Origin of the sequence: Mycolicibacterium elephantis DSM 44368, from assembly GCF_004014805.1 — a bacterium.
In the GTDB taxonomy this organism is placed as follows: Bacteria; Actinomycetota; Actinomycetes; order Mycobacteriales; family Mycobacteriaceae; genus Mycobacterium; species Mycobacterium elephantis.
Genome location: NZ_ATDN01000089.1, coordinates 50445 through 76706, shown reverse-complemented (window position 1 = coordinate 76706; position 26262 = coordinate 50445). Strand labels below are relative to the sequence as shown.

At 66.0% G+C, this 26262-nt stretch carries 22 protein-coding genes; 9 read left to right on the top strand and 13 right to left on the bottom strand.

Annotation, left to right across the window (positions count from 1 at the left end; all coding sequences use genetic code 11):
• The first annotated feature begins 77 nt into the window (after nt 1-77).
• A complete protein-coding gene (locus MELE44368_RS26035) occupies nt 78-962 on the top strand; it encodes a universal stress protein (RefSeq protein WP_241566777.1) in 885 nt (294 codons plus the stop codon).
• 108 nt (nt 963-1070) lie between these two features.
• Here MELE44368_RS26035 and MELE44368_RS26025 read toward each other — a convergent pair whose 3' ends face one another.
• From MELE44368_RS26025 to MELE44368_RS25995, 7 genes are read right to left on the bottom strand one after another with little or no spacing between them, the layout of a single operon-like run.
• A complete protein-coding gene (locus MELE44368_RS26025) occupies nt 1071-2138 on the bottom strand; it encodes a zinc-dependent alcohol dehydrogenase family protein (protein ID WP_128111102.1) in 1068 nt (355 codons plus the stop codon).
• Nucleotides 2139-2159: 21 nt separating this feature from the next.
• A complete protein-coding gene (locus MELE44368_RS26020; protein ID WP_128111101.1) occupies nt 2160-2423 on the bottom strand; it encodes an acyl carrier protein in 264 nt (87 codons plus the stop codon).
• 6 nt (nt 2424-2429) lie between these two features.
• The gene (locus MELE44368_RS26015; protein WP_128111100.1) at nt 2430-3623 is read right to left on the bottom strand and encodes a dihydrolipoamide acetyltransferase family protein; all 1194 of its coding nucleotides are present in this window, start codon (nt 3621-3623) and stop codon (nt 2430-2432) included.
• A complete protein-coding gene (locus tag MELE44368_RS26010; RefSeq protein WP_128111099.1) occupies nt 3623-4597 on the bottom strand; it encodes an alpha-ketoacid dehydrogenase subunit beta in 975 nt (324 codons plus the stop codon). The genes MELE44368_RS26015 and MELE44368_RS26010 overlap by 1 nt, the downstream gene beginning before the upstream one ends.
• Entirely contained in the window at nt 4594-5571 is a 978-nt protein-coding gene (pdhA, locus tag MELE44368_RS26005) for a pyruvate dehydrogenase (acetyl-transferring) E1 component subunit alpha (RefSeq protein WP_128111098.1), read from the bottom strand. Before pdhA ends, MELE44368_RS26010 begins: the two co-directional genes overlap by 4 nt.
• Nucleotides 5568-7361 carry an acetate--CoA ligase gene (gene acsA, locus MELE44368_RS26000; RefSeq protein WP_128111097.1) on the bottom strand — a complete coding sequence of 598 codons (1794 nt, stop codon included), beginning with the start codon at nt 7359-7361 and terminating at the stop codon, nt 5568-5570. The genes pdhA and acsA overlap by 4 nt, the downstream gene beginning before the upstream one ends.
• Before the next feature lie 8 nt (nt 7362-7369).
• Nucleotides 7370-7600: a hypothetical protein gene (locus MELE44368_RS25995; protein ID WP_128111096.1), complete on the bottom strand. Its 231-nt coding sequence runs from the start codon at nt 7598-7600 to the stop codon at nt 7370-7372.
• A gap of 244 nt (nt 7601-7844) precedes the next feature.
• Between MELE44368_RS25995 and MELE44368_RS25990 the strand changes: the two genes are divergently transcribed.
• Both MELE44368_RS25990 and MELE44368_RS25985 read left to right on the top strand, forming a co-directional pair.
• Nucleotides 7845-9212, top strand: a complete 1368-nt coding sequence (locus MELE44368_RS25990) for a wax ester/triacylglycerol synthase domain-containing protein (protein ID WP_128111095.1) — start codon at nt 7845-7847, stop codon at nt 9210-9212.
• A 120-nt stretch (nt 9213-9332) separates the two neighbouring features.
• A complete protein-coding gene (locus MELE44368_RS25985; protein WP_409366159.1) occupies nt 9333-9704 on the top strand; it encodes a nitroreductase/quinone reductase family protein in 372 nt (123 codons plus the stop codon).
• A gap of 42 nt (nt 9705-9746) precedes the next feature.
• Here MELE44368_RS25985 and MELE44368_RS25980 read toward each other — a convergent pair whose 3' ends face one another.
• From MELE44368_RS25980 to MELE44368_RS25965, 4 genes are all read right to left on the bottom strand, one after another.
• Nucleotides 9747-10199, bottom strand: coding sequence for a DUF5709 domain-containing protein (locus MELE44368_RS25980; protein WP_128111093.1), 453 nt, complete (start codon nt 10197-10199; stop codon nt 9747-9749).
• A gap of 67 nt (nt 10200-10266) precedes the next feature.
• Nucleotides 10267-10581 carry a hypothetical protein gene (locus MELE44368_RS25975; protein WP_241566776.1) on the bottom strand — a complete coding sequence of 105 codons (315 nt, stop codon included), beginning with the start codon at nt 10579-10581 and terminating at the stop codon, nt 10267-10269.
• Between the two features lie 98 nt (nt 10582-10679).
• Nucleotides 10680-12992, bottom strand: a complete 2313-nt coding sequence (locus MELE44368_RS25970; RefSeq protein ID WP_128111188.1) for a heavy metal translocating P-type ATPase — start codon at nt 12990-12992, stop codon at nt 10680-10682.
• A gap of 118 nt (nt 12993-13110) precedes the next feature.
• Nucleotides 13111-13920: a universal stress protein gene (locus MELE44368_RS25965; RefSeq protein ID WP_128111092.1), complete on the bottom strand. Its 810-nt coding sequence runs from the start codon at nt 13918-13920 to the stop codon at nt 13111-13113.
• Between the two features lie 271 nt (nt 13921-14191).
• Between MELE44368_RS25965 and MELE44368_RS25960 the strand changes: the two genes are divergently transcribed.
• Nucleotides 14192-14623: a hypothetical protein gene (locus MELE44368_RS25960; RefSeq protein WP_206613874.1), complete on the top strand. Its 432-nt coding sequence runs from the start codon at nt 14192-14194 to the stop codon at nt 14621-14623.
• A 2-nt stretch (nt 14624-14625) separates the two neighbouring features.
• On the top strand, nt 14626-15987 hold the full coding sequence (locus MELE44368_RS25955; RefSeq protein ID WP_128111090.1) for a wax ester/triacylglycerol synthase domain-containing protein: 1362 nt from the start codon (nt 14626-14628) through the stop codon (nt 15985-15987).
• A 9-nt stretch (nt 15988-15996) separates the two neighbouring features.
• Here MELE44368_RS25955 and ppsA read toward each other — a convergent pair whose 3' ends face one another.
• On the bottom strand, nt 15997-18273 hold the full coding sequence (ppsA, locus tag MELE44368_RS25950; protein WP_128111089.1) for a phosphoenolpyruvate synthase: 2277 nt from the start codon (nt 18271-18273) through the stop codon (nt 15997-15999).
• 156 nt (nt 18274-18429) lie between these two features.
• Here ppsA and otsB point away from each other — a divergent pair, with 156 nt between their 5' ends.
• Nucleotides 18430-22386, top strand: coding sequence for a trehalose-phosphatase (otsB, locus tag MELE44368_RS25945; protein ID WP_128111088.1), 3957 nt, complete (start codon nt 18430-18432; stop codon nt 22384-22386).
• Between the two features lie 16 nt (nt 22387-22402).
• Here the strand turns inward: otsB and MELE44368_RS25940 are convergent, their stop codons facing one another.
• Nucleotides 22403-23011, bottom strand: coding sequence for an SRPBCC family protein (locus MELE44368_RS25940; protein ID WP_128111087.1), 609 nt, complete (start codon nt 23009-23011; stop codon nt 22403-22405).
• A 117-nt stretch (nt 23012-23128) separates the two neighbouring features.
• Between MELE44368_RS25940 and MELE44368_RS25935 the strand changes: the two genes are divergently transcribed.
• The 3 genes from MELE44368_RS25935 (at nt 23129) to MELE44368_RS25925 (ending at nt 26228) form a co-directional block, all read left to right on the top strand.
• Complete coding sequence (locus tag MELE44368_RS25935) at nt 23129-23554, top strand: pyridoxamine 5'-phosphate oxidase family protein (protein WP_128111086.1); 426 nt, start codon at nt 23129-23131, stop codon at nt 23552-23554.
• A 121-nt stretch (nt 23555-23675) separates the two neighbouring features.
• Nucleotides 23676-24107, top strand: coding sequence for an Hsp20/alpha crystallin family protein (locus tag MELE44368_RS25930; protein ID WP_128111085.1), 432 nt, complete (start codon nt 23676-23678; stop codon nt 24105-24107).
• A gap of 75 nt (nt 24108-24182) precedes the next feature.
• Complete coding sequence (locus MELE44368_RS25925; RefSeq protein ID WP_128111084.1) at nt 24183-26228, top strand: erythromycin esterase family protein; 2046 nt, start codon at nt 24183-24185, stop codon at nt 26226-26228.
• Nucleotides 26229-26262: the final 34 nt, after the last annotated feature.

Here is a 26262-nt window from a genome sequence, read left to right as displayed (position 1 = left end):
GGACCAAAGCCTGTCGCACCGCCCGACAATTGACTCCTACCATCCCAGATGGTCATCGATCGGCGGGAGGACCCGACGTGTCACATCACGGAGTCGTCGTGGGCACCGACGGGTCCGCGTCTTCACACGTGCCGGTGCGGTGGGCGGCGCGGGAGGCCGCGATGCACCGCCTCCCGCTCACGGTCGTGCACGCCGTCGCTCCATTTCGGGTGGCGGCGTCGACGGCGCTGTGGCCGTTCGGGCGGGTGCCGGCGGAGGTTCTGGAGAGCCAGGAGAACGACGCTCGCAACACCATCGCGCATGCGGTCCGGGTCGCTGAGGACAGCGTGGACGGTGCGGATCGCCCAGACATCGACAGCGAGCTGTACTTCGGGCCGCCTGTGGCGGCTCTGGTCGAGAGCTCCAAAACGGCCAAGATGGTGGCGGTCGGAAGGCAAGGGCGAAGTGCGCGGTCTGGACGCATGCTTGGGTCGGTGACCACCGGGGTGGTCCACCACGCCCTGTGTCCGGTCGCGGTGATCAACGACGACGTCGCGCCCGGACGGCAGCCGGTGCTGGTGGGCATCGACGGTTCGGAGGCATCGGCGTCGGCGACCGCGATCGCCTTTGACGAAGCCTCGCGCCGAGGGGTGGATCTGGTGGCGCTGCACGTCTGGAGCGACGCCGATGTACCCGAGCCGTACCGCATGCAGTGGTCATCTCTGCAAGCGACGGCCGAGAAGACGCTCGCCGAGAGCCTGGCCGGCTGGGGAGAGCGCTATCCCGACGTCAACGTCCATCGTGTGGTCGAGCTGGACCAACCGTCTCGCCATCTACTCGACCGATCGGAAAGCGCTCAACTCGTCGTGGTCGGAAGCCGCGGCCGCGGCGGGTTTGTGGGGATGTTGCTCGGTTCTGTCAGCACCACGGTGGTCCAGGCCGCACGAATTCCGGTGATCGTCGCCAGGCAACAGTCGGGCTAGCCGCGGACAACTTCACCGCTTCAGCCGTCGCCCACCGGACGGCTGCGTCGGATCCGGCTGAACCGTCGACGGCGACCAGGATTCCGCTCTTGGTCTGATTCTCAGCCATCACAAGGCCGCCGTCTTGGCATTCGGATCCGCGGTCAACAGAACTTTCAGCGCGCCTGAACGGGTCGCATCGCCGAAAACTTCATAGGCCGTCTCGAATTCGGCCATCGCGAACCGGTGTGTGATCATCGCAGCGGTATCCAGCTGCCGGTTCGCGACCAGCTCGATCAACCTCGGTGTGGTGTGGGTGTCGACCAAGCCCGTCGTGATGGTCAGGTTCTTGATCCAGATCTGTTCAAGGTGCAATGTCGCGGGAGCGCCGTGCACACCGATGTTCGCAACATGTCCGCAGGGACGCACCAACCTGACCGACTCTTCGAAAGTCTCGGGAATACCGACCGCCTCCATTGCCACATCGGCGCCCAAGCCGGCGGTGAGGTCGTCGATGACCTCACGGGGGCTCTGAGTACTGGAGTTCACGACGATGTCGGCGCCGAGCTTGCGCGCGGCATCCAGGCGGGCATCGGCGACGTCGATCACCACGATATGACTCGGGCTGTAAAGCTTCGCGGTCAGAACCGACGCCAGGCCGATCGGCCCGGCCCCGACAATCGCCACCACATCACCCGGTTGGACCACACCCGCGAGGACACCGACCTCATAGGCCGTCGGGAGGATGTCGGCGAGCAGAATCATCTGTTCATCGCTGACACCCACAGGCACCTTGTGTGTGGAGTTGTCCGCGAAGGGCACCCTGACGTACTCGGCTTGTGTCCCGTCGACGAGATGTCCGAGAATCCATCCACCACCGCCCAGACACTGCCCGTAATGGCTTTGCCTGCAGTACCGGCACGTCCCACAGGCACTGATGCACGAGATCAGCACTCGGTCTCCCGCCGACAGGTTCTGCACCGCCGCCCCCACTTCGGTCACTGTACCGACGGCTTCATGACCCAGCACCCGACCCGGTTCGACCTCGGGCACATCGCCTTTGAGGATGTGCAGATCGGTTCCGCAGATCGTCACCGCCTCGACGCGCACGATGGCATCGGCCGGGTGCTTGATGCCGGGATCCGGCACCGACCGCCAGGACACGCGCCCGGGACCGTCGTAAACCATTGCTTTCATGTCAGATTCCTCGGGCCGGTGTCACGGGTGGGTCGAGTGCGCCTCGACGTAGCGGACAATGTCGTTGAGCGTGCGCAGTGACGCGTAATCCTGCTCGCTGATTGAGACGTGTAGCCGCTTGTGGATGCCGATCAGAAAGTTCAGCCAGTCCATCGAGTCCAGATCGACTTGGTCGCGCAGCAACACGTCATCGCGGATATCGGTGGGGTCCACCTCCGGCGCGATGGTGGTCAACACCGACACGATCTCGTTGCGAATCCGGGGTGAGGTTGTGCTTCGGTTCATTTGGCGTCACTTCTCCAGGGCGTCGGGTTGTTGTAAGAACTCGTTGATCGCTGCGAGGAACAGCGCGCCCCGATGACCGTCGGATGCGCGGTGGTCCGCCGACAACGTCGCCTGCACCGTGGTCACGACGTGAATCCCGCCGTCTATCACCCGAACTCGTTGCGCCGGTTTCCCGAAGCCCACCAGCGCGACCTGCGGCGGATAGATCACTCCGAACACCGCATCGACGCCTTGGTCGCCGAGGTTGGTGATGGTGATGGTGGGGTCGGACATCTCGGAGCTGCGCAGTGAACCGGCGCGGGCCCGCGCGACGAGATCCGTCAGATTCTGCATCAGCTCGTCGAGCTTCTTGTCAGGCACGTCGTGGATGGCCGGCGCGACCACGCCGCCGCCGCGAAGCGAGATCGCCACTCCGACATGAACACCCGTGCCCGGCTGGAACCCGTCTGCCTGCCAGAACCCGTTGAACTCGCCGAATCGCTGTGCGGCCAGACCAACGGCTTTCAGCAGCAACACCGCAGGCAACACGCGCTCGGTGATCGCTCGCGACGCGTTGCGTTCGGTCAGCCACGTCAATGCCTTCTGCATCGGGATCTCGTCCGCAAGGTAATAGTGCGGAATCTCGCGCTTTGACCGGGCCATCGCGGCGGCGATGGACCTGCGCATCTGCACCGCTCGATCCGCAGCCGCGGCTTTTGCAGTGGGCTTGGTCGCCGACGCCGCAGCGTGCTCCACATCGTTGATGGTGACCGCGCCCTGCGGCCCGGTGCCGGTGATGGTGTCGACGTCGACGCCCAGCGATGCGGCGATACGCCGGGCGGCCGGGGAGACCCAACGGCGCCGGTGCGTGCCATCCACCGTCCCCGCGGACGGAATCGGACTTGCGGCCCTGGCTGCCGGCTCAACGGCCGCAGGTTTCTTGGTGCGCTTTGATCTCTTCTTCGGGGCGGCGGGCGCACGTTCGCCCGTGGTCAGCAGCGTCGCCAGTGGCGTTCCGACTTGGACGGTTTCACCGACGGGGACCAGCAATTCGTGTACGACACCCTCCTGCCAGCACTCCACTTCGACCGCGGCTTTGGTGGTTTCGACCACCGCCACCACCTGACCGCGTGTCACGCTGTCGCCCGGCTTGATGAGCCATTCGTTCAGCGTCCCCTCGTCCATATCCGATCCGAGGGCCGGCATTCTGAATTCGATCATCAGCGCTCCCCGAACAGATCCAGGATCGTTGCGACGATCGTGTCCCGTTGCGGTAGGGCGGCCTGTTCGAGGTGCCTGGCATACGGCATCGGAACCTCGGCGCTGCACACCCGAGCAATCGGCGCATCGAGCTCGTAGAACGCGTTCTCGACGATGCGCGCACTGATCTCCGCCGCCAGACTGCCGGTGCGCCAGGCCTCATCGACGATGACGGCCCGGTGGGTCTTGCGGATGGAGTCGACGATCGTGGCTGTGTCCAACGGGCGCAATACGCGCAGATCGATCACTTCACATTCGATTCCGTTCAGCGAGAGTTCATTGGCGGCATCGAGCACCTTCGGCAGGTTGCCTCCATAGGTGATCGCCGTGACGTCGGATCCATTGCGACGGATCGCGGCCCGCGAAATATCGGTTGGGGCGAATTTGGTGATGTCGGCAGCCGTGTTGTAGAGCTGGACATGCTCGAAGATCACCACCGGATCAGGATCGGCGAGGGCGGTCGGGAGCATGCCGTAAGCATCTTCCACCGTCGCCGGTGCCACCACCGTGATTCCGGGAATGTGGGCATACCAGCACTCCAGGCTGTGGGAGTGCTGGGCGGCAAGTTGGCGACCGGCGCCGGTCGCCATCCGCACGACGAGCGGTACCGAGAACTGACCGCCCGACATATGGCGAAGAGCCGCAGCGGTATTGACGATCTGATCGAGGGCCAGGAGGCTGAAATTGACCGTCATCACCTCGACGATCGGGCGCAAGCCCCCCAGCGCTGCGCCGATCCCGACGCCGACGAAGCCCAGCTCGGACAGCGGGGTGTCTCGTATCCGTTCAGGCCCGAACTCCTCGAGCAGGCCCTTGGACACCGCGTAGGTGCCGCCATAGCGACCTACGTCCTCACCCATCAGCAGAACCCGCTCATCGTCGTGTAACGCGTCGCGGAGGGCGTCGTGTACTGCGGTTCGGTAGGTGGTCTTCACCTGCCCACCTCCTCCCGAGGTGTCATGACATCACGCTCGAGATCCTCGATGCGTTCCCATGTTCCGGCGTCCGCGTAGGCGACGGCCTCATCGACCTCCCGGTCGGCCTCGGTCTCGATCGCGCTGACGTCGGCGGGGCTGAGGACGCCGTCGCTCAGGCACTGCGCGGTGAACAGCTGAATTGGGTCGCGCTTGCGCCACTGGTCGACCTCGGCTTTGTCGCGATACAGCTCGGGATCGAACATCGAGTGCGCGCGGAACCGGTAGGTGCGGAATTCGATGAAGAACGGTCCTCTGTTGGACCGGACATGAGTTGCGCCCTGCTGAACGGCAGCATGACATGCGAGTACGTCCATCCCGTCCACCGCGAGTGTCGGCACCTTGTACGACGCGGCTTTGGCGGTGAGATCGGTCTGCGATTGCGCTCGTTCCAGCGCGGTGCCCATCGCGTAGAGGTTGTTCTCGCAACAGAACAACACGGGTAACTGCCACAGCGCCGCCATGTTCAACGACTCGTGAAACGCACCTTCGGCCACCGCGCCGTCACCGAAATAGCATGCAGTGACCCGGGTTTGACCCAACATCTTGTCCGCGAGGGCGAGGCCGACCGCCAGCGGCAGTCCGCCGGCGACGATCGCGTTGCCCCCGTAGAACCTGGATGCCGCGTCGAACAGGTGCATCGATCCGCCTCGGCCTCGGGAGCAGCCTTCCTGCTTACCGAACATTTCGGCCATGATCGACTTCATCGATATCCCCCATAGCAACGCGTGCGCATGTTCGCGGTAGGTCGCCACGACCGCGTCGCCGGCGGTCAGCGCCCGTAACGATCCCGCGGCCACCGCTTCCTCGCCGACGTAGAGATGGAGAAAGCCCCGGATCTTGGCTTCTCCGTAGAGCTCGGCGCATTTTTCTTCCATGCGGCGCACCCGCACCATGTCGGACAACAATGCGCGGGAGAGTTCGGCGTCGGTCATGCTGATGTCTCCCTGATCGGGGTATCGGTCTCAACTGTCGATGTATCGCCCTGGGGTAAACCGAGTTCCCGGGCCCTGAGCAGGCGACGCATGATCTTTCCGCTTCGGGTATGCGGCAGCGCATCAGCGAATTCGATTTCTTTCGGCGCGACTGCGGCGCCCAGCCGTTTGCGGGCATGTGCCAAGAGCTCCAACCGCAGGTCGTCGTCGGCGGTGAAGCCGTCCTTCACCGTGACAAACGCTTTCACTATTTCGCCCACGGTGGGATCCGGCTTGCCGATCACTGCGGCCTCGGCCACGGCGGGGTGGTCCGTGAGTGCGCTTTCCACCTCGAACGGGCCGATCAGATGGCCGGCGGACTTGATCACGTCGTCGGCACGACCGACAAACCAAAAGTAGCCGTCGGCGTCGCGTTTGACGAGATCGCCCGTCAGATAAAGGCCGTCGGCGAAGCACTTCTGGTAGCGATCCTCCTGGTGCAGATAGCCGCGAAACATGGAGGGCCACCCCGGTTTGAGCGCCAGTTCGCCTTCGACATCGGGTTCCTCGATCACAGTGAGCCGGCCGTTTTCGGCATGTCGCACCACGTATGCGTCAACGCCGGGTAGCGGGCGTCCCATCGAGCCGGGCTTGATGTCGAACGCCGGGGTGTTGGCGATCATGATTCCGCCCGTCTCCGTCTGCCACCAATTGTCGTGAATTGGCAATCCCAGCACTTTCTTTCCCCACCAGACCGCTTCGGGGTTGAGTGGTTCGCCGACGCTGGCGATGAACCTCAGCGCAGGGAACTCGTAGCGTTGGGCGAGTTCCGCACCGGCCTTGATCAGCATCCGGATTGCGGTGGGTGCGGTGTACCACACCGTGACACTCTCGTCAGCCAGAATGCGGTACCAGCGCTCCGCGTCGAACTCGGCTTCGTCGACCACGGCGGTGACCCCGTGCAGGAGCGGAGCGATCACGCCATACGAAGTTCCGGTCACCCAACCCGGGTCCGCCGTGCACCAGTAGACGTCGTCTGCGTGTAGGTCCAGCGCGTAAAGGCCCGTGATGTAGTGCATCGAAAGGGCGCCGTGCACGTGGATCGCACCTTTCGGGGTGCCGGTGGTCCCGCTGGTGAAGTGAAGCAGAGCCGGGTCGGTGGCGGTCGTCGGTTCGATCGGAGCATTGTCGTCGACGCCGGCCATCAACTGCCGGTAGTTCACTGTGCCTGCCGCGTCGCCTGGGGCAGCGTCCTGGTCGACGAGGATGACATGCCGCACCGACGGCAGCTGATCGCGGATCTTAGCGATCTTGCGCTGATAGATCGCCGCGGTCGTCACCAATGCGACGGGCTCGGCGATGTTGACCCGAGTGGCAATCGGTTCCGGGCCGAACGCCGCGAACAGCGGGGATACCACGGTCCCGTTGCGCAGTGCGCCCATCATGGTGATGTAGAGCTCCGGAGCCCGACCCATGATCGTGAAGATGCGGTCGCCCTTGCCGATACCCAATGACCGCAGCACGTTGGTGAACCGGCTGGCGCACTGTGCCAGCTCTCGGTAGCTCATGTCGTGAGCGTTGAGTTCGGCGGTTGTGCTCCCATCCCCGATGAAGCGCAGCGCTACCCGGTCGGCCGCCGGCCCGGACGCTTGCCGGTCGAGGCACGCGTAGCCGATGTTGCAGCCGCCCGGTCCCATGCCTTCGCAGAGGTTCGGCACGTCCGACCACTTGAAGTTCGCGCGGGTACGTGCGTAGTCGCTCAGGTGGGGTGGGACGCGGAGGTCGGCTGTTGTCTTGCGGATGACCTGCATGGTGAGTCCTAGGTGGGTTCCGAACGAAGCAGCCCTTGGCGCAGCGCAGGACCGAGGTTCGACATGACCAGTTCCATCAACGCGTTGCATGCGCCTCCATCGTCGGCAAGCGCGGTCAACCCGTGGCGCACGAGGAACGCGTTGAGGCGCCGGTCGATGGGCCAATCGCGGTAGACCGGGCCCGTGAACTCGGATCCGAGAAAGGCCCACGCGATCGCGTCCAGGTCCCCGTCCATCATGTCGACCCTGCTTTCACCGTCGCATCCCTTCGACCTGCGTGGTGAAGTCATCGTCTCGACGGCCGGGCGGGCCGCAATAGGGAACAAGGTCCTCACGGCGCTGGTCGATCGTCACTCGCCGGCCGCATCGGGCCGCGGCGTCGCTGTCTCGAGACCGTCCTTACATCGAGGACTTTCGGCCCTGCCTTGGTCTTCCGATCCGGCGAACAATCTGGTTAGATACATGTAACTGGAGGTTACGGATATGAGGGCTATCACGGGGTTGGATGCGAAGTTCCTCCAGGTGGAGGAGACCGACCCGCACGCGAATTTCGCTGTCGGTGCGCTGGCCGTGATGGAGGGCCCGCTTCCCGATCGCGGTTCGCTGCTGGCGGCGCTGGCCCAGCGATTGGGTTCCGATCGCCGACTCAGACAGGTGGTGCGTAGACACCCCTTCGACGTCGCGGGGCGGCGAGTGGTCGTCGTGGACGAGGACATCAGCGAGCATGTCCACCACATCGCGGTTCCGCGTCCCGGGGACGATCAGGCGTTGTTCGGGCTGGTTTCCGATGTGATGAGCTGGCGCCTCCATCACGACTATCCGTTGTGGGAATGCTGGGTTGTGGAAGGCGTGTCGGAGAACCGCTGGGCGATCCTGCTCAAGACCCACTCCAGCATCGTCGACGGGCCCGAGGTGATGCGGATGCTCATTCGGTCGTCCGACAACGATGAGGCGGATACCGAGATGCGGCGCGGCGCCGAGCTCTCCACCCGCATGTTCAATCCGCTGAAATGGGTTGGCGGAGTGTGGCGGTCATCCGCGGACTTGACGGTGGCGGCCGTACGTGCCATCGCGGATACCGTTGACCTGACGAGAGTTCTCGCACACCCCACCGGGTGCCCGCTCACCGGAGACGTCACGAGCCTGCGCCGGTACGCGTCCGTGGAATTGAGCCTCAAGGACGTCTCAAAGGTGTGTGGCGCCTTCGATGTCACGATCAACGACATCGCACTTGCCGCGATAAGTGGAAGCTACCGCGGCTTACTGATGCGTCACGGTCAGCGGCTCCACTGCGATTCGTTGCGCGCCCTGGTGCCGACATCGGCTCGATCTCTCGCCGCCGTCGCCCTACCTGTCGATGAGTCCGATCCCGTTCGACAACTACGAAAAGCGCATACCCGGTTGACCCGTACCGATGGGCTCGGCGGTTGGGCGCCCGCTCATCCGTCGGCATCGCCGGTGGTACAGGCGAGTCACGCGTTACCCTGGCTGCCGCAGCGAGGCGTCGTAGCGCTGACGATGAGCGAGGTTGGTCCGCGCAGCCGACTACGGTTCATCGGGCGAGAAATGGTGCGACTGCTGCCGATTCCGGCCGTCGGACTCGGCGCGCGAGCCGGGCTCGCGATGGTGAGCTACGCCGGAAAGCTAGAGGTTGGCATCACCTCGGATGATGAAGCCCTGCCCGATGTCGGTGAATTGGCCGACAACATCGAGCAGACGGTTGCTCGACTCGGCATCATCAGCACCTCCGCACGCCGGTCCAATGACAAGAGCATGCTCTATTTGGTGCCGGAAGAGCCGGTACCCGCCCAGCAGCGGGGACGCAAGCGTCAACTCATCACCAATTCGTGAGACCTGCAACTATATTGACTTAGGTCATCAGCACGACGGGACGATCGACCCTGGCTGGTTACGCTCACTTCCGAGCAGTATCTGGGCATGGCAGAGAGTACGATGACACGGGTCAGAAACATGGTACGTACCTTCAACAAATACGTGCTCAACCCGATGATGTTGCGTGTGGCCGGCCGCAAACACTGGTATGCCGGAGTCATTCGACACACCGGGCGTCGTTCCGGAAAGCGCTATGCCACACCGGTGGTCGCCGATCGGGTGGCCGATGGCTTCATCGTTCCGCTGCCGTACGGCACCGGGGTCGACTGGCTTCGCAACGTGATGGCTGCCGCTGGGGCGACGATCACCGTGGGCGGGGAAACCTTCGATGTCGTCGAGCCCACGATCATCGACGCGGCCACGGCCGCACCGCAACTCTCGCAGCGTCGGCGAACGGCCTGGGAGCGATTCGGTATCGACACTTTCCTCAAGGTCAAGATCGCATCGTGACCAGGCTCGCTCTCACGCCCGCTCGGAAGTGCGGCTGCAGGATCAGCGATCGTCATCCTCGATGATGTGCACGGCGGCTTCTTCGGCTGAGGCGGCGCCACCACTGATACCGACGTCGTCCGCGATCAGTTCGGCCTCTTCGTCTTCGCCAAAACCCATGTCAGGAGCGATCAATCGGCCTGCCCGCGCGTAGCCGACCTCAGCGTGCTCGGGGAATTCCGCGTCGCGTTCGGCATAGTCGGAGCTCTCCGATTCCGACTCGTCGAGGACGTTCTCGAGTCGCGCCGTCGGGTCCGGTTCTTCGGCGGCGAGAATCCAGTCGGCCCCCCGCGACGATCCGAAGGCGCCTCGCCACGGTCGTTCGGGCGGGGAATAGCCCTCATCGAGGAGATCGTCGGCGCCGCGCTCGATCAGGGTGTCTTCCGCCGACAGCTGGTCTTCGTCGTCGCCGCTGTACTGCTCCGCCGCCGGGCCCGTTCCGGATGAGGTGATCATGCCCTGATTCTGCGCTTCGGCGCGACGGTGCGGTAGGGCCGAATGACCTTGAAATATGAGGTGTTTATCAAGGATTCGGGGTCATCCTCGGCGGCGCCGTCGGGGGCGGCGACTGGCCGGTGGGAGCCATCTGGCAGTGCTGCGGACCCATACCGGGCCCCATCATGCCCGGTCCCATCATCCCGGGGCCGGACATGTGGTTCCAATGATGGTTGCCGCTCAGACCGTCGGTGCTGCGGCCGAGGTAAAAACCGGAAAAGAACACCACGGCAACAATGAAGACCGCTGCTGCGGCGATGCCGGTCCATACCAGGACATGGTTCAACGCACGGTGTTCGGTGACAGCGGAGCGGTCGGTCGCTGGATCTTGTGGAGCTGTCATCTGTCGAGGGTGCTCTCCCTGCTCGTGAATGAGTAGGGCCATTGGTCCACAACTGCGGGGGCGGACACCGCTGCGCGCGTGTCAGCCCTCCGAAGGTGTCAACGGCCGTGTGGGCGAAACCCTTTGCCCTGGCGGGACACCGCGTCGGTGGCCGGCTCGTCCTCCACGAGGGTGAAGTAGTTCTCCTCCTCTTGCCGAAAGTGCAGCCGCAATATCGCGTGCAGGCCGTAGAGACATGCGAGGAGATCATCACGTTGGTCGGCCTGTACGCCGTTGCTCGCCCGGGCGAGTTCGACGTGAGCTCCGATTCGATCGGACAGTCGGCGGATTTCGGCATGCATCCTGCTCATGGTTGCCGTGGCTTCGCCGCTGCCGAGCGGACGAGCCAACGCGGGGTAGAGCCCCGACTCCTCGGCCTGTTCGTGCGGCAGAATCCGGCTCTCGAGAAAGGTGTGGGCACGGACTACCGCGTCCAGTATGGGCGGGTCGGTCCCCATGACCAATTGGTCGGCCGCCTCGCGTAGCAGGTCGAGGCTCTCGCGAAGTTCGTCGTGCTCGGTCGCGAACTGCCGCAGCATCTTTTCGGTGCCTGCGGGCAGTTCGATTTCGGTGTCGGGGTTGCCGCGCAACGCGCGCAGGGCGTTGAGGATGACGGCCACGTCGATACCTTCTTGAAGCAGGGCGCCGGCTGCGGGCGGCAACCAGCCGAGGGCGGCAATCGACATGGCCGCCAGCGACATCGCCATGCCGACGATCGCACTCTGGACCGCGATGCGCCGCGACCACCTGGCGATGTCCATGGCGTCGGCGAGGCGATCGAGCCGGTCCGCGGTCAAGACGATGTCGGCGGCCTCCGAGGACGCCGTCGCACCGCGCGCCCCCATCGCGACGCCGACCGTGGCCGCCGCGAGTGCCGGGGCATCGTTGATGCCGTCGCCCGCCATCACGGTGACCGCACGTTGTTTCTCGTCTCGCACCGCAGCCACCTTGTCGGCAGGACTCTGCTGGGCATACACGTCGTCCAATCCGAGCACCGTGGCGACCTCGCGCGCGGGTTCGGCGCGGTCGCCGGTCAGCATCACCAGTCGGCCGAGTCCGGCCGACCGAAGTCGGCGCATCGTGCGAGGGGCGTCTCGGCGCAGCGGGTCACGAAGCAGGACTGCGCCGGCCGGGGCATCGTCGATGCGCACCCACGCGATAGCCGCCGAGTCCAGGCGCGCCCGGTTCTCCGCCGCGCGCGCCCAGTTCACCTCGTCGATCGGAGCCCCCAGTTTGCCGACCTCGACGCGGTGCCCTTCGACGACGCCGGTGACGCCCCGGCCTGCCTCCTCCGCCACGTCGGTGGGCAGCACGAGTTGTAGGCCGCGGGTCAGGGCTTCGGTGACGATCGCCTCTGCCAGCACGTGTGGTGAGACCTGGTCGATCGACGCCGCGAGCCTGAGGGTGTCGCCGGCATCGTGGCCCGGTGCGGTCAGCACCCCCACGACGACCGGCTGACCCATCGTCAAGGTGCCGGTTTTGTCCATCACCAGAGTCTTCGCGCTGCCCAGCGCCTCCAGTGCACCGCCGCTGCGGACCACCACACCGTGCCGGGACGCCCGCGACAGACCCGAGACGATCGCCACCGGTGCGGCCAGCAACAGCGGGCACGGCGTCGCCACCACCAGGACAGCGACCGCCCGCACCGCCGAGCCCGTCGCGAGCCAGGCGCCGCCGGCGACGACAAGCGTCAAGGGCAGGAACCAGGCCGCGTACCGATCGGCCAGCCGTACGATCGGTGCGGTCTCCGCGCGCGCCTCCTCGGCGAGCCGCACGATCCCTGCGTAGGTGCTGTCCTCGGCGGTGGCGGTGGCCCGAACCTCGAACGGGCCGCCCGCATTGACCACGCCGCTGCGCACCGGTTCACCGAAGCGACGTTCCACCTGCATGGGTTCGCCGGTGAGCACGGATTCGTCCAACACCGCAAGTGCGTCGGCGATACGCCCGTCCACCGGCACGGTCTCACCCGGGCCGACGACCAGGCGGTCATCGACTGCGACGTCCGCGATCGGTACGACCTGAACCTCCGTTCCGAGGCGCCGGCGTGCGAATCGGGGGGCGCGTTCGAGCAGCGATCGCAAGTCGCGAGAGGCGCGACGCGCCGCAGCCGCTTCGAGGGCGCGTCCGCCGGCGAGCATCACCGCGATCAGCGCACCGGCCAGATACTCCCCAACGAACAGGGTGCCGGCCAGCGACAACACGGCGATGACATCGACGCCGAGACGTCCACGCCGCAACGCCGAGACCACCCACAGAATCGCGGGCACCACCGCGACCGCCGTGCCGACGATCCAGCTCACGTCGGCTGCATCGCGCAGCCCGATCAGCCAGAGGACGCCACCGACCGTCAACGCGCCAGAGGTGATCATCATCAGCGCCGGCTCACGTAGCGTTCGCCACCGCGTGGTGACCGGAATGTCCTGCTCCACGGTGGCCACGATGTCAGCTCTCAGCTCGCGGCGGTCGGCATCAGCACAAGACGCCGATAGTTCAGTCCGTTCCGGACGCTCGGCTGCGCACGATGATCACCGAGGATCCGGCGTGATGAACGATGCCGCGGTAGTAGGAACCGACGATCCGCTCGGCCTCGCCGGCCTCGGCGGCGCCGATGACCGCGAGCTGCACCCGCTCGCGGTGTTTCCTCAGAAAGTCGGCGACGTCCGCCTCGCCGGCGACGGGGTATACGTGTACATCCGGAAAGCGCTGTTTCCACATCTCGACCTTGCGCTGCAGCTTCTCGCGATCGCGCGAATCACCCAAGGCGAGCACGGGTGCATGCCGCAGCTGAGCCTCCGACATCGCATGCTCGACGACGGCGTCATTGTCGGGCGCATCCGTGACCGCGACGAGGATCCAGTTGATGTCCTCCGGCTGCCCCTCATCGGGCGGACGGATGATCGCGACGGTGCACTGCGCGTTCTCGGCGACGTAGGCTGCCGTCGACCCCAATATCGACCGCGCGTAGCGCCCGATTCCGACCGAGCCAACGCACACCATGACGGCATCCCAGGAAGCCGCTACCAGCGCGGTTCCGGGCAGTCCGGCGACAACGTCGGTCTCGATCTTGACCTGCTTGCCGGTGGCTTCAATCGCGTTCTGCGCCAAGCGAAGAGATGCCCTGGCGCGCCGGACGTCCTCGTAGTACTCCTCTGTGGAGGGGTACTTGGGCTTGGTCACGCACACCAGGCGCAGCGGTACGTTGCGGTGTAGGGCTTCGTCTGCTGCCCACAGGGCGGCGTGGATCGCTTCCTGTGAGCCATCGATCCCGGCGACCACTGCCGGGGAGGAATTCCTGCTCATTGGTCCACTCCAGTCACTTCCGTGGCCCTCGACACTATTGGCCCGACGAAGCCTCCCGATGGAGTCCAAGGTCCCTGCCTGTGTTGCTGAAGGTCCTCGCGCGGATCGACGCCGAGCCGGCCGGTGGGTCGACATGCTGACGACGTACGCCCCTGGAAGCCAGGACTTTAGTCCCTACGTGAGGGATTTGATCAGTGGTCAGATACCACTATGGCTAAAGGGAGGTAACGCAATGAGCACTCCACAGCATTCCGAGGTCGCAACAACACGGATGTTCTCCCGCGTGCTCGGACCCTACCTGGCGATTCTCGCCGTCGTAGCCTTGGTGCGGGCATCCGAAATGCCGACACTCCTGTCTGAGTTCAAACCAAATACAGTGTGGCCGTGGGTAACCGGTGCGTTCGTTCTGGTGACCGGCCTCATTGTGATCGCCCTGCACCCGTACTGGCGAGGCGTCCCCGCGGCCATCGTGTCAGCCGTCGGTTGGCTGGTTGCCCTCAAGGGGGCGTTTCTGCTGACGATTCCTGGGGTCTACCTTTCTGCGGCTGACTCGTTGGTGGATGCCCGCGGCTGGTTGATGGCGATCTATGTGGCCGTGGCGGCCGTCGGGCTGTACCTGACGTACGTGGGGTGGGCGCCCGAGCGCCACCGGTCAACCGCAGCCTCGGACGGGTCCTCGGCGGATCTGCCTAGGGCAGCTTGACAGTGGCCGAGGTCCTCAGCAACAGCGACGCCTTCATGTGGCGGAACGAACGCGATCCGCGGCTGCGGTCGACGATCGTCACGCTGATTCTGCTCGACCGGTGTCCGGACTGGCATCAGCTGGTCGACCGGATCGAGCGGCTGAGCCGGACCGTGCCCAGATTTCGGCAGCGGGTGATACCGTCGACGCCTTTCGTCCCGCCACGTTGGGATTACGTCTCCGACTTCGATCTCGGCTTCCACCTGCGCCGCGTCACCGCTCCGGAGCCCGGGAGCATCGACGCCCTGCTGGAACTGGCCCGGGTGGCGGCGATGGCCGACTTCGATCGGGCCCGTCCGCTGTGGGAGGCCACGTTGGTCGACGGCTTGTCCGACGGCGGCGCCGCGGTCCTGGTCAAGTTCAACCACGCGCTCACCGATGGTGTCGGCGCAGTCGAGATGGCCAGAATCCTTTACGACCCCACCGAGTTCGCCGATCGTGCTGCACATGAACCGAAGCTGCCGGAGCCGACCGGGCAGAGTCGACTGGGTGCACTCCGTGACGTCGTCGAGTACCAGACCGGCCTCATCGGTGCGGCGATGGCGACCCCACTCAAGGCGGCGCCGGCTGTGCTGCGTGCCATTAGCCGGCCTGTCGACGCGGTCGCGGGCGGCTGGTCAACGGCGACGTCCATCCTGCGCACCGCCCGGCCCGTCAGCAAACCCAGGTCGCCGATCATGGTTGACCGCAGCCTCATCCGTCACGTTTACGTCCACGAACTACCGAAATCTGCGCTGCGCCGGGCCGGTCATCTCGCCGGCGGTTCGTTGAACGACGCGTTCGTCGCCGCGGTCGCCGGCGGGCTCCGCGCCTACCACGTGAAGCACAACGCACCCGTCGACGAGCTGATGTTGTCGATGCCGATCAACCTCCGCACCGAAGCGGACCCGATGGGCGGAAACCGGGCGACATTGATTCGGTTCGACATCCCAGTCGGCATCGCCGATCCCGTCGAACGCATCCGCGTCGTGCGTGATCGCACCGACAAGGCGCGCAACGAAAAATCGCTCGCCCATACCGAGTTGATCGCAGGCGCACTCAACTTGATGCCGCGGTCATACGTCGGTTCGGCCATGCGCAACGTCGACCTCATCGCCAGCAACGTCCCCGGTTTTCCCGAGCCCGTGGCCTTCGCGGGCGCGCCTGTGCGGATGCAGTACGCGTTCTCCCCGACACTTGGCGCGGCGCTGAACGTCACGCTGCTCTCGCACGTCGAGACCTGCGCCCTCGGAATAAACGTCGACGGCGCCGCGGTGCCCGATCACGACGTGCTCTTCGACTGCCTCACCGCGGGATTCGACGAAGTGCTCGCTCTCGCGCACTGACCGCGCTACTCATGCGCGTTGGTCGCGTGCCGCCTCCAAGACGACTCGGCGCTCGGCAGCGGCGATCACCCGCCTTGCCGCATCGACTGCGTCGGGGTTGACCGACACCGAAGTGATACCCATGCGCACGAGGTGTTCGGCGAAGGCCGGCTTCGTCGACGGCGCCTGACCGCACAGGGACGATGTGATGCCGAACTTGCGCGCGGTGCTGATGATCTGGCCGATCGCGTCGAGTACGGCGGGGTCGGATTCGTCGAACAGCTCGGCGCAGATGTCGGAGTCGCGGTCGACACCGAGCACCAACTGGGTGAGATCGTTGCTGCCGATGGACACCCCGTCGACGCCCATGCCGATGTATTCCGGAAGCCAGTGCACCACCGACGGAACCTCGGCCATGACCCAGCGGTGTAGACCGCGCTGACGGCCCAACGGGCTCGCGTCGATGAGCGACAGGCACTCCTCGAGCTCCCAGCGGGTGCGCACGAAGGGGATCATCACGTGGACGTTGGGGGACTGCTCCCGAACCCGGGCCAGCGCCTCCAGTTCCAACGCGAACAGGTCTGGTTCCTTGATGTACCGGTAGCAGCCCCGGTACCCGATCATCGGGTTGTGCTCGACGGGTTCGTACGACTCGCCACCACTGAGACCGCGGAACTCGTTACTGCGGAAATCGGTGGTGCGGTAGATGACCGGGCGGGGAGCGAACGCCGCCCCGATGCGACCGACCGACGCGACCATCGCGTCGACCATGCTCGATTGCTCCCCGTGGGCGATGAGGTCGCGCGGGTGCCGACCCGACAGCGCCTCGGTCAACATGAACTCGGCCCGCAACAGGCCGACACCGTCGACGTGTTGTGCCGCAACGGATTCAGCGGAGTCGGGCATGGCCAGGTTCACATAGATCTTCGTGGCAGTCACCTCGACCGCCGGCGCGGAGGCGGCCGGCCGGTCCACGACGGTGGGCGCGGCGGGCTGAATGCGGCCCGACAACACACGACCTTGATTTCCATCGACGGTGACGACAGTGCCCTCGTGTAGGTCACGAGTGGCCGTCCGGGTCCCGACCACACACGGGACCCCCAGCTCGCGCGCGACAATCGCGGCGTGGCAGGTCATCCCGCCGGTGTCGGTGACCAGCGCGGCGGCCCGGCGAATGGTGGGTAGCCAGTCCGGATTGGTCATCTGAGCGACGAGGATCTCACCGTCCTCCAGCCGGTGCCCCTCGTCGGGGGTCTCAAGCACGCGGACGGCACCCGATGCCATTCCGGGCGCCGCGGCCAGGCCGCGAGCGAGCACGGCCGGTTGCTCGGAAGTCGCCGCCGGGTGGTCCAGCGTCGTGATCGGCCGCGCCTGCACCAGGTATGCCTGATCGCCTTCGATCGCCCACTCGGTGTCCTGCGGGCAGCCGTTGTGCCGCTCGATCGCGATCGCCAGCTCGGCGACGCGCCGCAGCTCGGCGTCATCGAGCACCCGGGCCGCTGCCTCTTCTTCGGTCAGTTGCACTTTGGTGTCTCGACCGTCGGGCCCGCGTACGATCTTGAACGCCTTGTGGCCCAGCCGCACATCGAGAACGCGCAGCGTGTCCTTGGCGACGACATATGTGTCGGGTTCCACCGAGCCGGACACCACGACCTCGCCGAGGCCGAAGGCTCCTTCGATGACGACCCGATCCTGTGCGCCGGTACTGGGGTCGGCGGTGAAGGCGACGCCGGCCTTGTCGGAGTTGATCATCCTCTGAACCACGACCGCCATCGCCGGGTCGGCGGTGATTCCGCGGCTGGCCCGGTACGTGATGACCCGCGGGGAGAACAAGGACATCCAGCACTTCTGGACGGCGTCGATGAGCCCACTCTCACCCCGGACGTTGGTGATGGTCCGGTTCATACCGGCGAACGACGCGTCGCGGCTGTCCTCCCCGGTCGCCGAGGACCGCACCGCCACCAGGGTGTCGGCGCCGAGCTCGCGGTACTTGGCCAGAAGCGCGTCGCGTACGCCCTCGGCAACACCGGCCTTCTGGACCAGCGCCTGCAGACGCTCACACAGCTCCGCCAGACGAGCGGTGTCGGTATAGGTGTCCAACGCCTCCCGGTGCAGGGCGCTGAGCTCGGCGTCGACGCCACCCGCCCGCATCGAATCGAGGTAGCTGGCCCGCATGATCACGAACCCGGGCGGAACGGGCAGGTTGGCCGCGACCAGTTCGCCCATATTGGCCCCTTTGCCGCCCGCATCCTCGGCGTCGGCGATCCTGAGTGTGGAGATATCACGGACGTAGGTGGTGTTCGCCATGACCTCTATCGTGTTCGCAAACGCTACGTTGGTAAAGCGTCCGAGGGCCACTGGCCGGAGGACATTGGTCACCTGGGCGGTGGTCCAAGGACCCTTGCCGGTCGCTCGGACTGTTCCGCAACCTCTTCGCAGGGACACCGAGAGGACGGCACCTGGATGAACATGCCGGTGACCATCGACCCGCGTCGGCACGACGCGGTCATCTTCGATCTCGACAGTGTGGTCACCGACGCCGCGTCGACGCATGCCGCGGCATGGAAGACCGTGCTGGACGACTTTCTGGCCCGGCGACCGGCAAGCGATTACGAGGACCACTCGCCGTTCACCGACGACGAGTACCGCCGCCTCATCGACGGTAAGCCACGTCTCGCAGGCGTCACCGATTTTCTGGCGTCGCGCGGCATCTCACTGCCCGAAGGCAGCCGCTCCGACGCGGACGGCGACACGGTGTGGGGACTCGTGCACCGCAAAGAGCGGACCCTGCCCGGCCAGCTCGACGCCGGTGTGCGCGTGTTCGATTCGACGATCAGGCTAGTGCGACAACTGTCGGCGGCCGGGGTCAAGACCGCGATCTGTTCGTCCAGCCGCAACTGCGAAGAAGTTCTCGCGTCGGCCGGACTGAGCGACCTGTTCACCGTCCGCGTCGATGGCCTGCTCGCCGACGAGCTCGGGCTTGCGGGCAAGCCGGACCCCGCCATGCTCCTGGAGGCTGCGCGACGGGTCGGCGCCGATGCGGAGCGCACCGTTGTGATCGATCACGCCGAGGCCGGTGTGCGGGCCGCCCGCGCGGGCGGATTCGCCCTGGTCATCGCCGTCGACAGAGAGGGTCACGCCGACGGGCTGTTGGGACTGGAAGCGGACGCGGTAGTTGCCGACCTAGCGGAAGTCGAACTGCGCGAAGGGGATACGCGCATGTCGAGGCTGCCCAACGCGTTGCACTCCTACGGCCAGCTGATCGGTGTCCTGAGCGGCCGGCGGCCGATCGTCTGCCTCGACTTCGACGGCACGTTGTCCGAAATCGTCACCGATCCCGGCACCGCAACCCTCGTCGACGGAGCGGCCGAGGCGCTGGTGAAGTTGGCTGCGCACTGCCCGGTCGCCATCGTGACCGATCGCGACCTGGACGACATCCGCGAACGAGTCGACATCCCCGGAGTCTGGTACGCGGGCAGCATGGGCTTCGAGTTGGCCGGCCCCGATGGCAACCGGTACCAGAACGACGCGGCGGCCGCGGCCATGCCTGTGTTGGCGAAGGTCGCCGCCGAACTGCGCGCGGAATTCGACGGCAACCCCGGCGTGCGCGTCGAGCACAAGCGCTTCTCGGTCGCGGTGCACCACCACGACGTGGCACCGGAGCAAGTGACCGGCGTCGTCGCAGCGACCCGTCGATGCGCCCGCCAGCATGGCCTTCGGGTGGCCCACGGCCCCAAGATCGCGGAGTTGCGGCCAAACATCGACTGGGACAAGGGCGCAGCGATCGCCTGGATCTGCGAGCGGATCAACCAACCCGGTCGGGTGGTGCCGATCTATCTTGGCGACGACCCCACCGACGAGGACGCATTCGACGCGCTGCGATTCGACGGCATCGGGATCGTGGTGCGACACGATGGGGACGGCGACCGCCCGTCCGCCGCCCAGTTCAGGCTCGACGGCGCCGCAGAGGTGCGCCGCTTCCTGCAGCACGGCGGGAACTGGCTGGCTTACGCGCAGCGCAGCTTCGACGAAGCCTGGACGTACACGTTCGACAGCTACGAACCCCATGCCGAAAAGCTTCGGGAGGCCTTGTGCACGGTCGGCAACGGCTATTTCGCCACCCGCGGTGCCGCCCCGGAGTCGAAAGCCGGGCAGGTGCACTACCCGGCCACCTACGCCGCAGGCGTGTACAACCGTCTCGATGATCTCGTCGGTGGCACCAGAATCGACAACGAGAGCCTCGTGAACCTGCCCAACTGGCTGCCGCTGACGTTCCGCATCGACGACGGCGACTGGTTCGACATCGACAGCGTCGACCTGCTGTCGTATCGCCAAACGCTCAACCTGCGCGAAGCGGTGCTGACCCGTGAGGTGCGCTTCCGCGACGACGCCGGCCGGACCACGCGGCTGACCCAGCATCGGTTCGTGGCCATGCACGCCGCCCACGTCGCCGCGTTGCAGAGCGTCATCGTCGCCGAGGATTGGTCGGGGACGATACAGCTTCGGTCGACGATCGACGGGAACGTCCGCAACGCGGGGGTGGAGCGATATCGCGGGCTGGCCAGCACGCATCTCACCGCGCCGAGCAAGCGTGGCCTGTCGGAGGATTCGGTACTGATGCGCGTCGAGACGACCCAGTCGCACGTCGCGGTGGCATTGGCCGCCAGGACCACGGTTTGGCACGGCGAGAGGCGGGCCCCCGCGACGTACCGGCTCGTCGACGAGGGGCTCGAGATCGGGCACGAGATCTTCACCGACCTCAAACCGGGCCAGGAGCTGACGGTGGAGAAGATCGTCAGCCTGGTGACCGGACGCGACACCGCCACGGCGGAGCCGGCCACCGGGGCCGAACGGAGGCTGGAACGCCAGGAGCGGTTCGCGACGATACGAGATGCGCACGTGCTCGCGTGGGCCCACGGGTGGGAGCGCCTCTCGATCGAATTCGAGGATCACCTCGACGAGTTACGCATCCTGCGACTGCATCTGCTGCACCTGCTGCAGACCGTCTCGCCTCACAGCGAGGACCTCGACGTCGGCGTACCGGCGCGCGGACTGCACGGTGAGGCCTACCGCGGCCATGTGTTCTGGGACGAGCTGTTCATCTTCCCGGTGCTCAACCTGCGGTATCCGACGATCACCCGAGCGTTGCTCCACTACCGCTATCGTCGGCTGCAGGAAGCGCGCCGCGCCGCCAGGCTGGCCGGTTACGCCGGTGCGATGTTCCCGTGGCAATCCGGCGGCGACGGTCGCGAGGAAAGCCAGGCCATGCATCTGAACCCCCGGTCGGGGCGGTGGAATCCGGATGCCAGCCACCGCGCGCACCACATCGGTATCGCGATCGCATACAACGTGTGGCAGTACTACCAGGTCACCGGTGACTTGGCCTGCCTGATCGACCACGGCAGCGAGTTGCTGGTGGAGATAGCCCGATTCTGGGTCAGCAGAACGACATACGACGAGAAGCGCGACCGCTTCGGCATCTTCGGCATCATCGGACCCGACGAGTTCCACTCCGGTTATCCGGACCGTCCGTATGACGGCATCGACAACAACGCGTACACGAACGTGATGGCCGTGTGGGTCATCTTGCGGGCCATCGAGGCGCTCGAGCATCTGCCACTGCCGAACCGGTTGGACCTGCGCGAAAAGCTCGCGCTGACCACCGAGGAACTGAAGCGCTGGGAGCATGTCAGCCGACGGATGTTCGTTCCGTTTCACGATGGCATCATCAGCCAGTTCGAGGGGTACGAGGAACTGGACGAACTGGACTGGGACCTGTACCGCAAGCGGTACGGCGACATTCGACGGCTGGACCGGATCCTGGAGGCCGAGGAGGACGACGTCAACCGCTACAAGGCGTCCAAGCAGGCTGACGCGTTGATGCTGCTGTATCTCTTGTCCTCTGACGAACTGCGTCAGTTGCTGACCCGGCTCGGCTACCGCTTGAACACGCAACAGATCCCGAAGATGGTCGACTACTACCTGAGCCGTACGTCGCACGGCTCGACCCTCAGCGCCCTCGTCCACACCTGGGTGTTGGCTCGGGCGAATCGCGACCACGCGATGGAGTTCTTCGAGCAGGTGCTCAAGTCCGATGTCGCCGACATTCAGGGCGGCACCACTTCCGAGGGAATCCATCTGGCCGCCATGGCAGGCAGCGTCGACCTCGTGCAGCGGTGTTTCACCGGGCTGGAGACCCGCAACGACCGCCTGGTCCTCGCGCCCAATTGGCCGGAGTCCCTTGGCGCACTAGGCTTTCCGCTCCACTACCGCGGCCACCACCTCTACGTACGTGTCAGCGGCAAGGGCGCGGAGATCAGCGTCGGCCCGCGAGACATGCCGCCGGTGATGATCGAATGCCGCGGCCGGGTCGAACACCTGGCCCCTGGCAGCACCATCCGGTTTCCCAGCCGCTCTTAGCGCTCAAGCCGGGTTCTCACACCGCCCGTTCCAACTCGGCAGCCTTCAACGAATCCTGCGCCCGCCGTTTGATTGTCAGCAAGGTGCGCCGCATGAACAGTGCCGTGATCGGTCCGGCCAACTCGGTGAGCAGCAGGTCGCCGGGATGGTGAAGCTGCGCGCGCGTGCGGGCCAGCAGGCGGCAGCGGTCCTCCCAGCGGGGCTCGACATGAAACGTCCAGACGGCTTCCCACGGGAAGCCCGGAGGCCTGCCGCGCAGCACCACGGCTTCGTCGTCGATGACCTGAGCAACGGTCATGGTGAGCCCGTTGCGCAGACCCAGCCAGCCGTTCGGGGTCAGGCGCACCACGTCGCCCGGCTCCAGCCGCTGCCATTCCGGATCGATTCTCTCGGCGCTCCGGTGGCCGATCTGAAGCAGCCACGGCCAAACAGCCGAAACCGGTGCGTCGATCCACACCCCCGTCGTGGACCAGACGGACGGCCGGTACATCAATTCGTCTCCCGGCAGCCACCGCCGGTACTCCTCCTTGGTGGTGCCCCAGTTCCGGTAGTACCGGCGCGCCGCGTAGAGCAGCGCCCCGACCGCCGCGAGCCGCGCCGCCTTTCGCATTGTGTTGCCAGCCATGGGTCAACCCTGGCCTGCAGGCCGCCGTTCGGACAGGGCCGGAAGTCACCGATATGGCCGGCGGTTCGGGACCTTCGGCCGCTTTGCCGGCCAACCGTCCCGCGTACTCTCCCGGTCATGGCCGAACAGCTTGAACCCGTGTCCATCCTTTCGGAGTCCGACTGCTGGAACCTGTTGTCGAGCGTTTCGCTCGGTCGGCTGGTCACCAGCGTCGACGGCCAACCGGAGATCTTTCCGGTCAACTTCGTTACCCAGCGCCGGACGATCCTGTTCCGCACCGCCGAAGGCACGAAGCTGGTCAGTGCGGCGATCAACAACCGCGTGTTGTTCGAGGCCGACGGGCACGACCTGACCGAGGGCTGGAGTGTGATCGTGAAGGGCTCGGCACGCATCCTTCGTACCGGCGAAGAGCTCGCGGAGGCCCAGCACGCGCAGCTACTGCCCTGGACGGCAACGGTGAAGCGCCATTACGTGCGCATCCGCCCGTTGAGCGTGACCGGACGCCGCTTCGTGTTCGGCGCCGAGCCGGACAGCTTGTCGTGAGTTCGGCGGCCCGGCGACGAAGGACCCTGGCGGACTGGGACTTCCGTCCCTATTGGGCGGTGTCCGCGCGGTGATGGGATGAAACCGTGGAAGTCACACCGACGTCACAGAGGAGGCACTGATGAGTAAAATTCCCGCCCAGCAACGTCCGCGGTCCTTCTGGCCGGATCTGGCCGAGTTCTTCGAGGCTTTCCCGTCGTGGGCGAACCTGCGTCCCGCGCTCGGCAGCCACATCATCCGCGTCGAGGACGAACAGAAAGAGGACAGCTACGAGCTTCGCGCCGAGATTCCGGGTGTAGATCCCGATAAGGACGTCGACATCACCGTGCGTGACGGCGTGCTCACCATCAAGGCCGAGCGCTCCGAGACGAAGACCAACGGACGCTCCGAGTTCTCCTATGGCTCGTTCACGCGATCGGTGATGCTGCCCCCAGGCGCCGACGAGGACGGCATCAAGGCCACCTACGACAAGGGCATCCTCACCGTGTCGGTACCGGTCGCCAAGGCGGTCGAGCCGGAAGAGAAGCGCATCGCGGTCGAGGCCAAAAAGTAATCGATCCGGCTGGTCCCGGGGTATCAGGTTGACCCCGGGACCGCCGCATCACATCGAGTTGGGTGAGGGACGACGATGGCTCGAACAACCGAATCGTTGCGCAACGCGCCCGGCCGAGTGTTCCGTGACCGCCGCGAAGCGGGCCGGGTCCTGGCCGAACTGCTCAGCGCCTACCGGGGTCGTGAGGACGTTGTGGTGCTGGGGTTGGCCCGCGGTGGGGTTCCCGTGGCCTGGGAGGTGGCGGCGGCGCTCGGTGTCCCGCTGGATGCGTTCATCGTGCGCAAGCTGGGCGCGCCCGGCCACGAAGAGTTCGCGATGGGCGCGCTGGCCAGCGGCGGGCATGTCGTCGTCAACGACGACGTGGTGCGGGCGTTGCGCGTCACGCCCGAGCAGCTGCGTGATGTCGCCGAACGTGAAGGGCGAGAACTGATCCGCCGCGAGGCCGTCTACCGGGGTGGCCGACCGCCGCTGGAGGTGGCCGGCAAGACGGTGATCCTGGTCGACGACGGCCTTGCGACCGGTTCGAGCATGCTCGCCGCGGTACAGGCGCTGCGGGAACGCAACCCGAAGGAGATCGTGGTCGCGGTTCCGGCGGCGCCGGAATCGACGTGCCGGCAATTCGCCGGAATGGTCGACGACGCCGTCTGCGCGACGATGCCCACCCCGTTCCGCGCGGTGGGCGAATGGTACTGGGACTTCCGTCAGGTCAGCGATCAGGAAGTGCGCGACCTCCTCGCCACCCCCACCACGGAAGCGGTGGTCTCCGGGATCGAGACACGGCTCTCGCCGGCCGAAATCATCCGCGCCGCCGCGGTGCGGGCCCCTGGCGGGCTGCCGCCGACGGAAGCGCTCGAGGAGATCGTCGGCGATGCGCGGGTGGTCCTGATCGGCGAGAGTTCGCACGGCACCCACGAGTTCTACGAAGCGCGCGCCGAGATCACCAAGTGGCTGATCGAGAAGAAGGGCTTCTGCGCGGTGGCGGCCGAGGCGGATTGGCCCGACGCGTACCGCGTCAACCGCTACGTGCGGGGGCTGGGCGACGACACCTCGGCGGAGGAAGCGCTTCGTGGCTTCGAGCGATTTCCCGCGTGGATGTGGCGCAACGTCGTGGTCCGAGACTTCGTGGCCTGGCTGCACGCTCACAATCAGCGGCGCCGCTCGGACGGCGATCAGCAGGCCGGCTTCTACGGATTGGACCTGTACAGCCTGCATCGGTCGATGCAGGAGGTGATCGCCTATCTCGACAAGGTCGACCCCCGCGCGGCCGCGCGGGCGCGCGCCCGGTACGCGTGCTTCGACCACGTCTCGGCCGACGACGGCCAGGCCTACGGTTACGCGGCGGCGTTCGGCGCCGGCCAGTCCTGCGAGAGACAAGCGTTGGACCAGCTGATCGAAATGCAGCGCAACGCGGTCGAATACGCACGCCGCAACGGACTGCTCGCCGAAGACGAGGCGTTCTACGCCAAGCAGAACGCGCAGACGGTGCGCAACGCGGAGGCCTACTACCGCACGATGTTCGGCGGCCGGGTCACCTCGTGGAATCTGCGCGATCAACACATGGCCCAGACGTTGGACGCGCTGCTGGCCCATCTGGACCGTCACAACGGCCGTGAACCGGCGCGAATCGTGGTCTGGGCACACAACTCTCACGTCGGTGACGCACGGGCCACCGAGGTGACCGGTGACGGTCAGCTGACCCTGGGCCAGTTGGCGCGTGAGCGGTTCGGCGATGACTGCCGGTTGATCGGGTTCACCACCTACACCGGCACGGTCACCGCGGCCAGCGAATGGGGTGGGATCGCCGAGCGAAAAGTGGTGCGCCCCGCGCTGAACGGCAGCGTGGAAGAACTCTTCCATGAGACCGGGGAACCGGATTTCCTGGTGTCGGCGATGATCGACCGCTCGGCGGCCGAACCACTGGACACCGTCCGGTTGGGCCGCGCCATCGGCGTCATCTATCTGCCCGAAACCGAACGGCAGAGCCACTACTACCACGTTCGCCCATCCGAACAGTTCGACGCGATCATCCACGTCGACCGCACCCGCGCCCTCGAGCCGCTCGAGGTCACCAGCCTCTGGGTGGCCGGGGAAACGCCGGAGACGTATCCCACCGGCCTCTAACAGCGCCGAGGTACGCGAGGAACGGAGCCCTGCC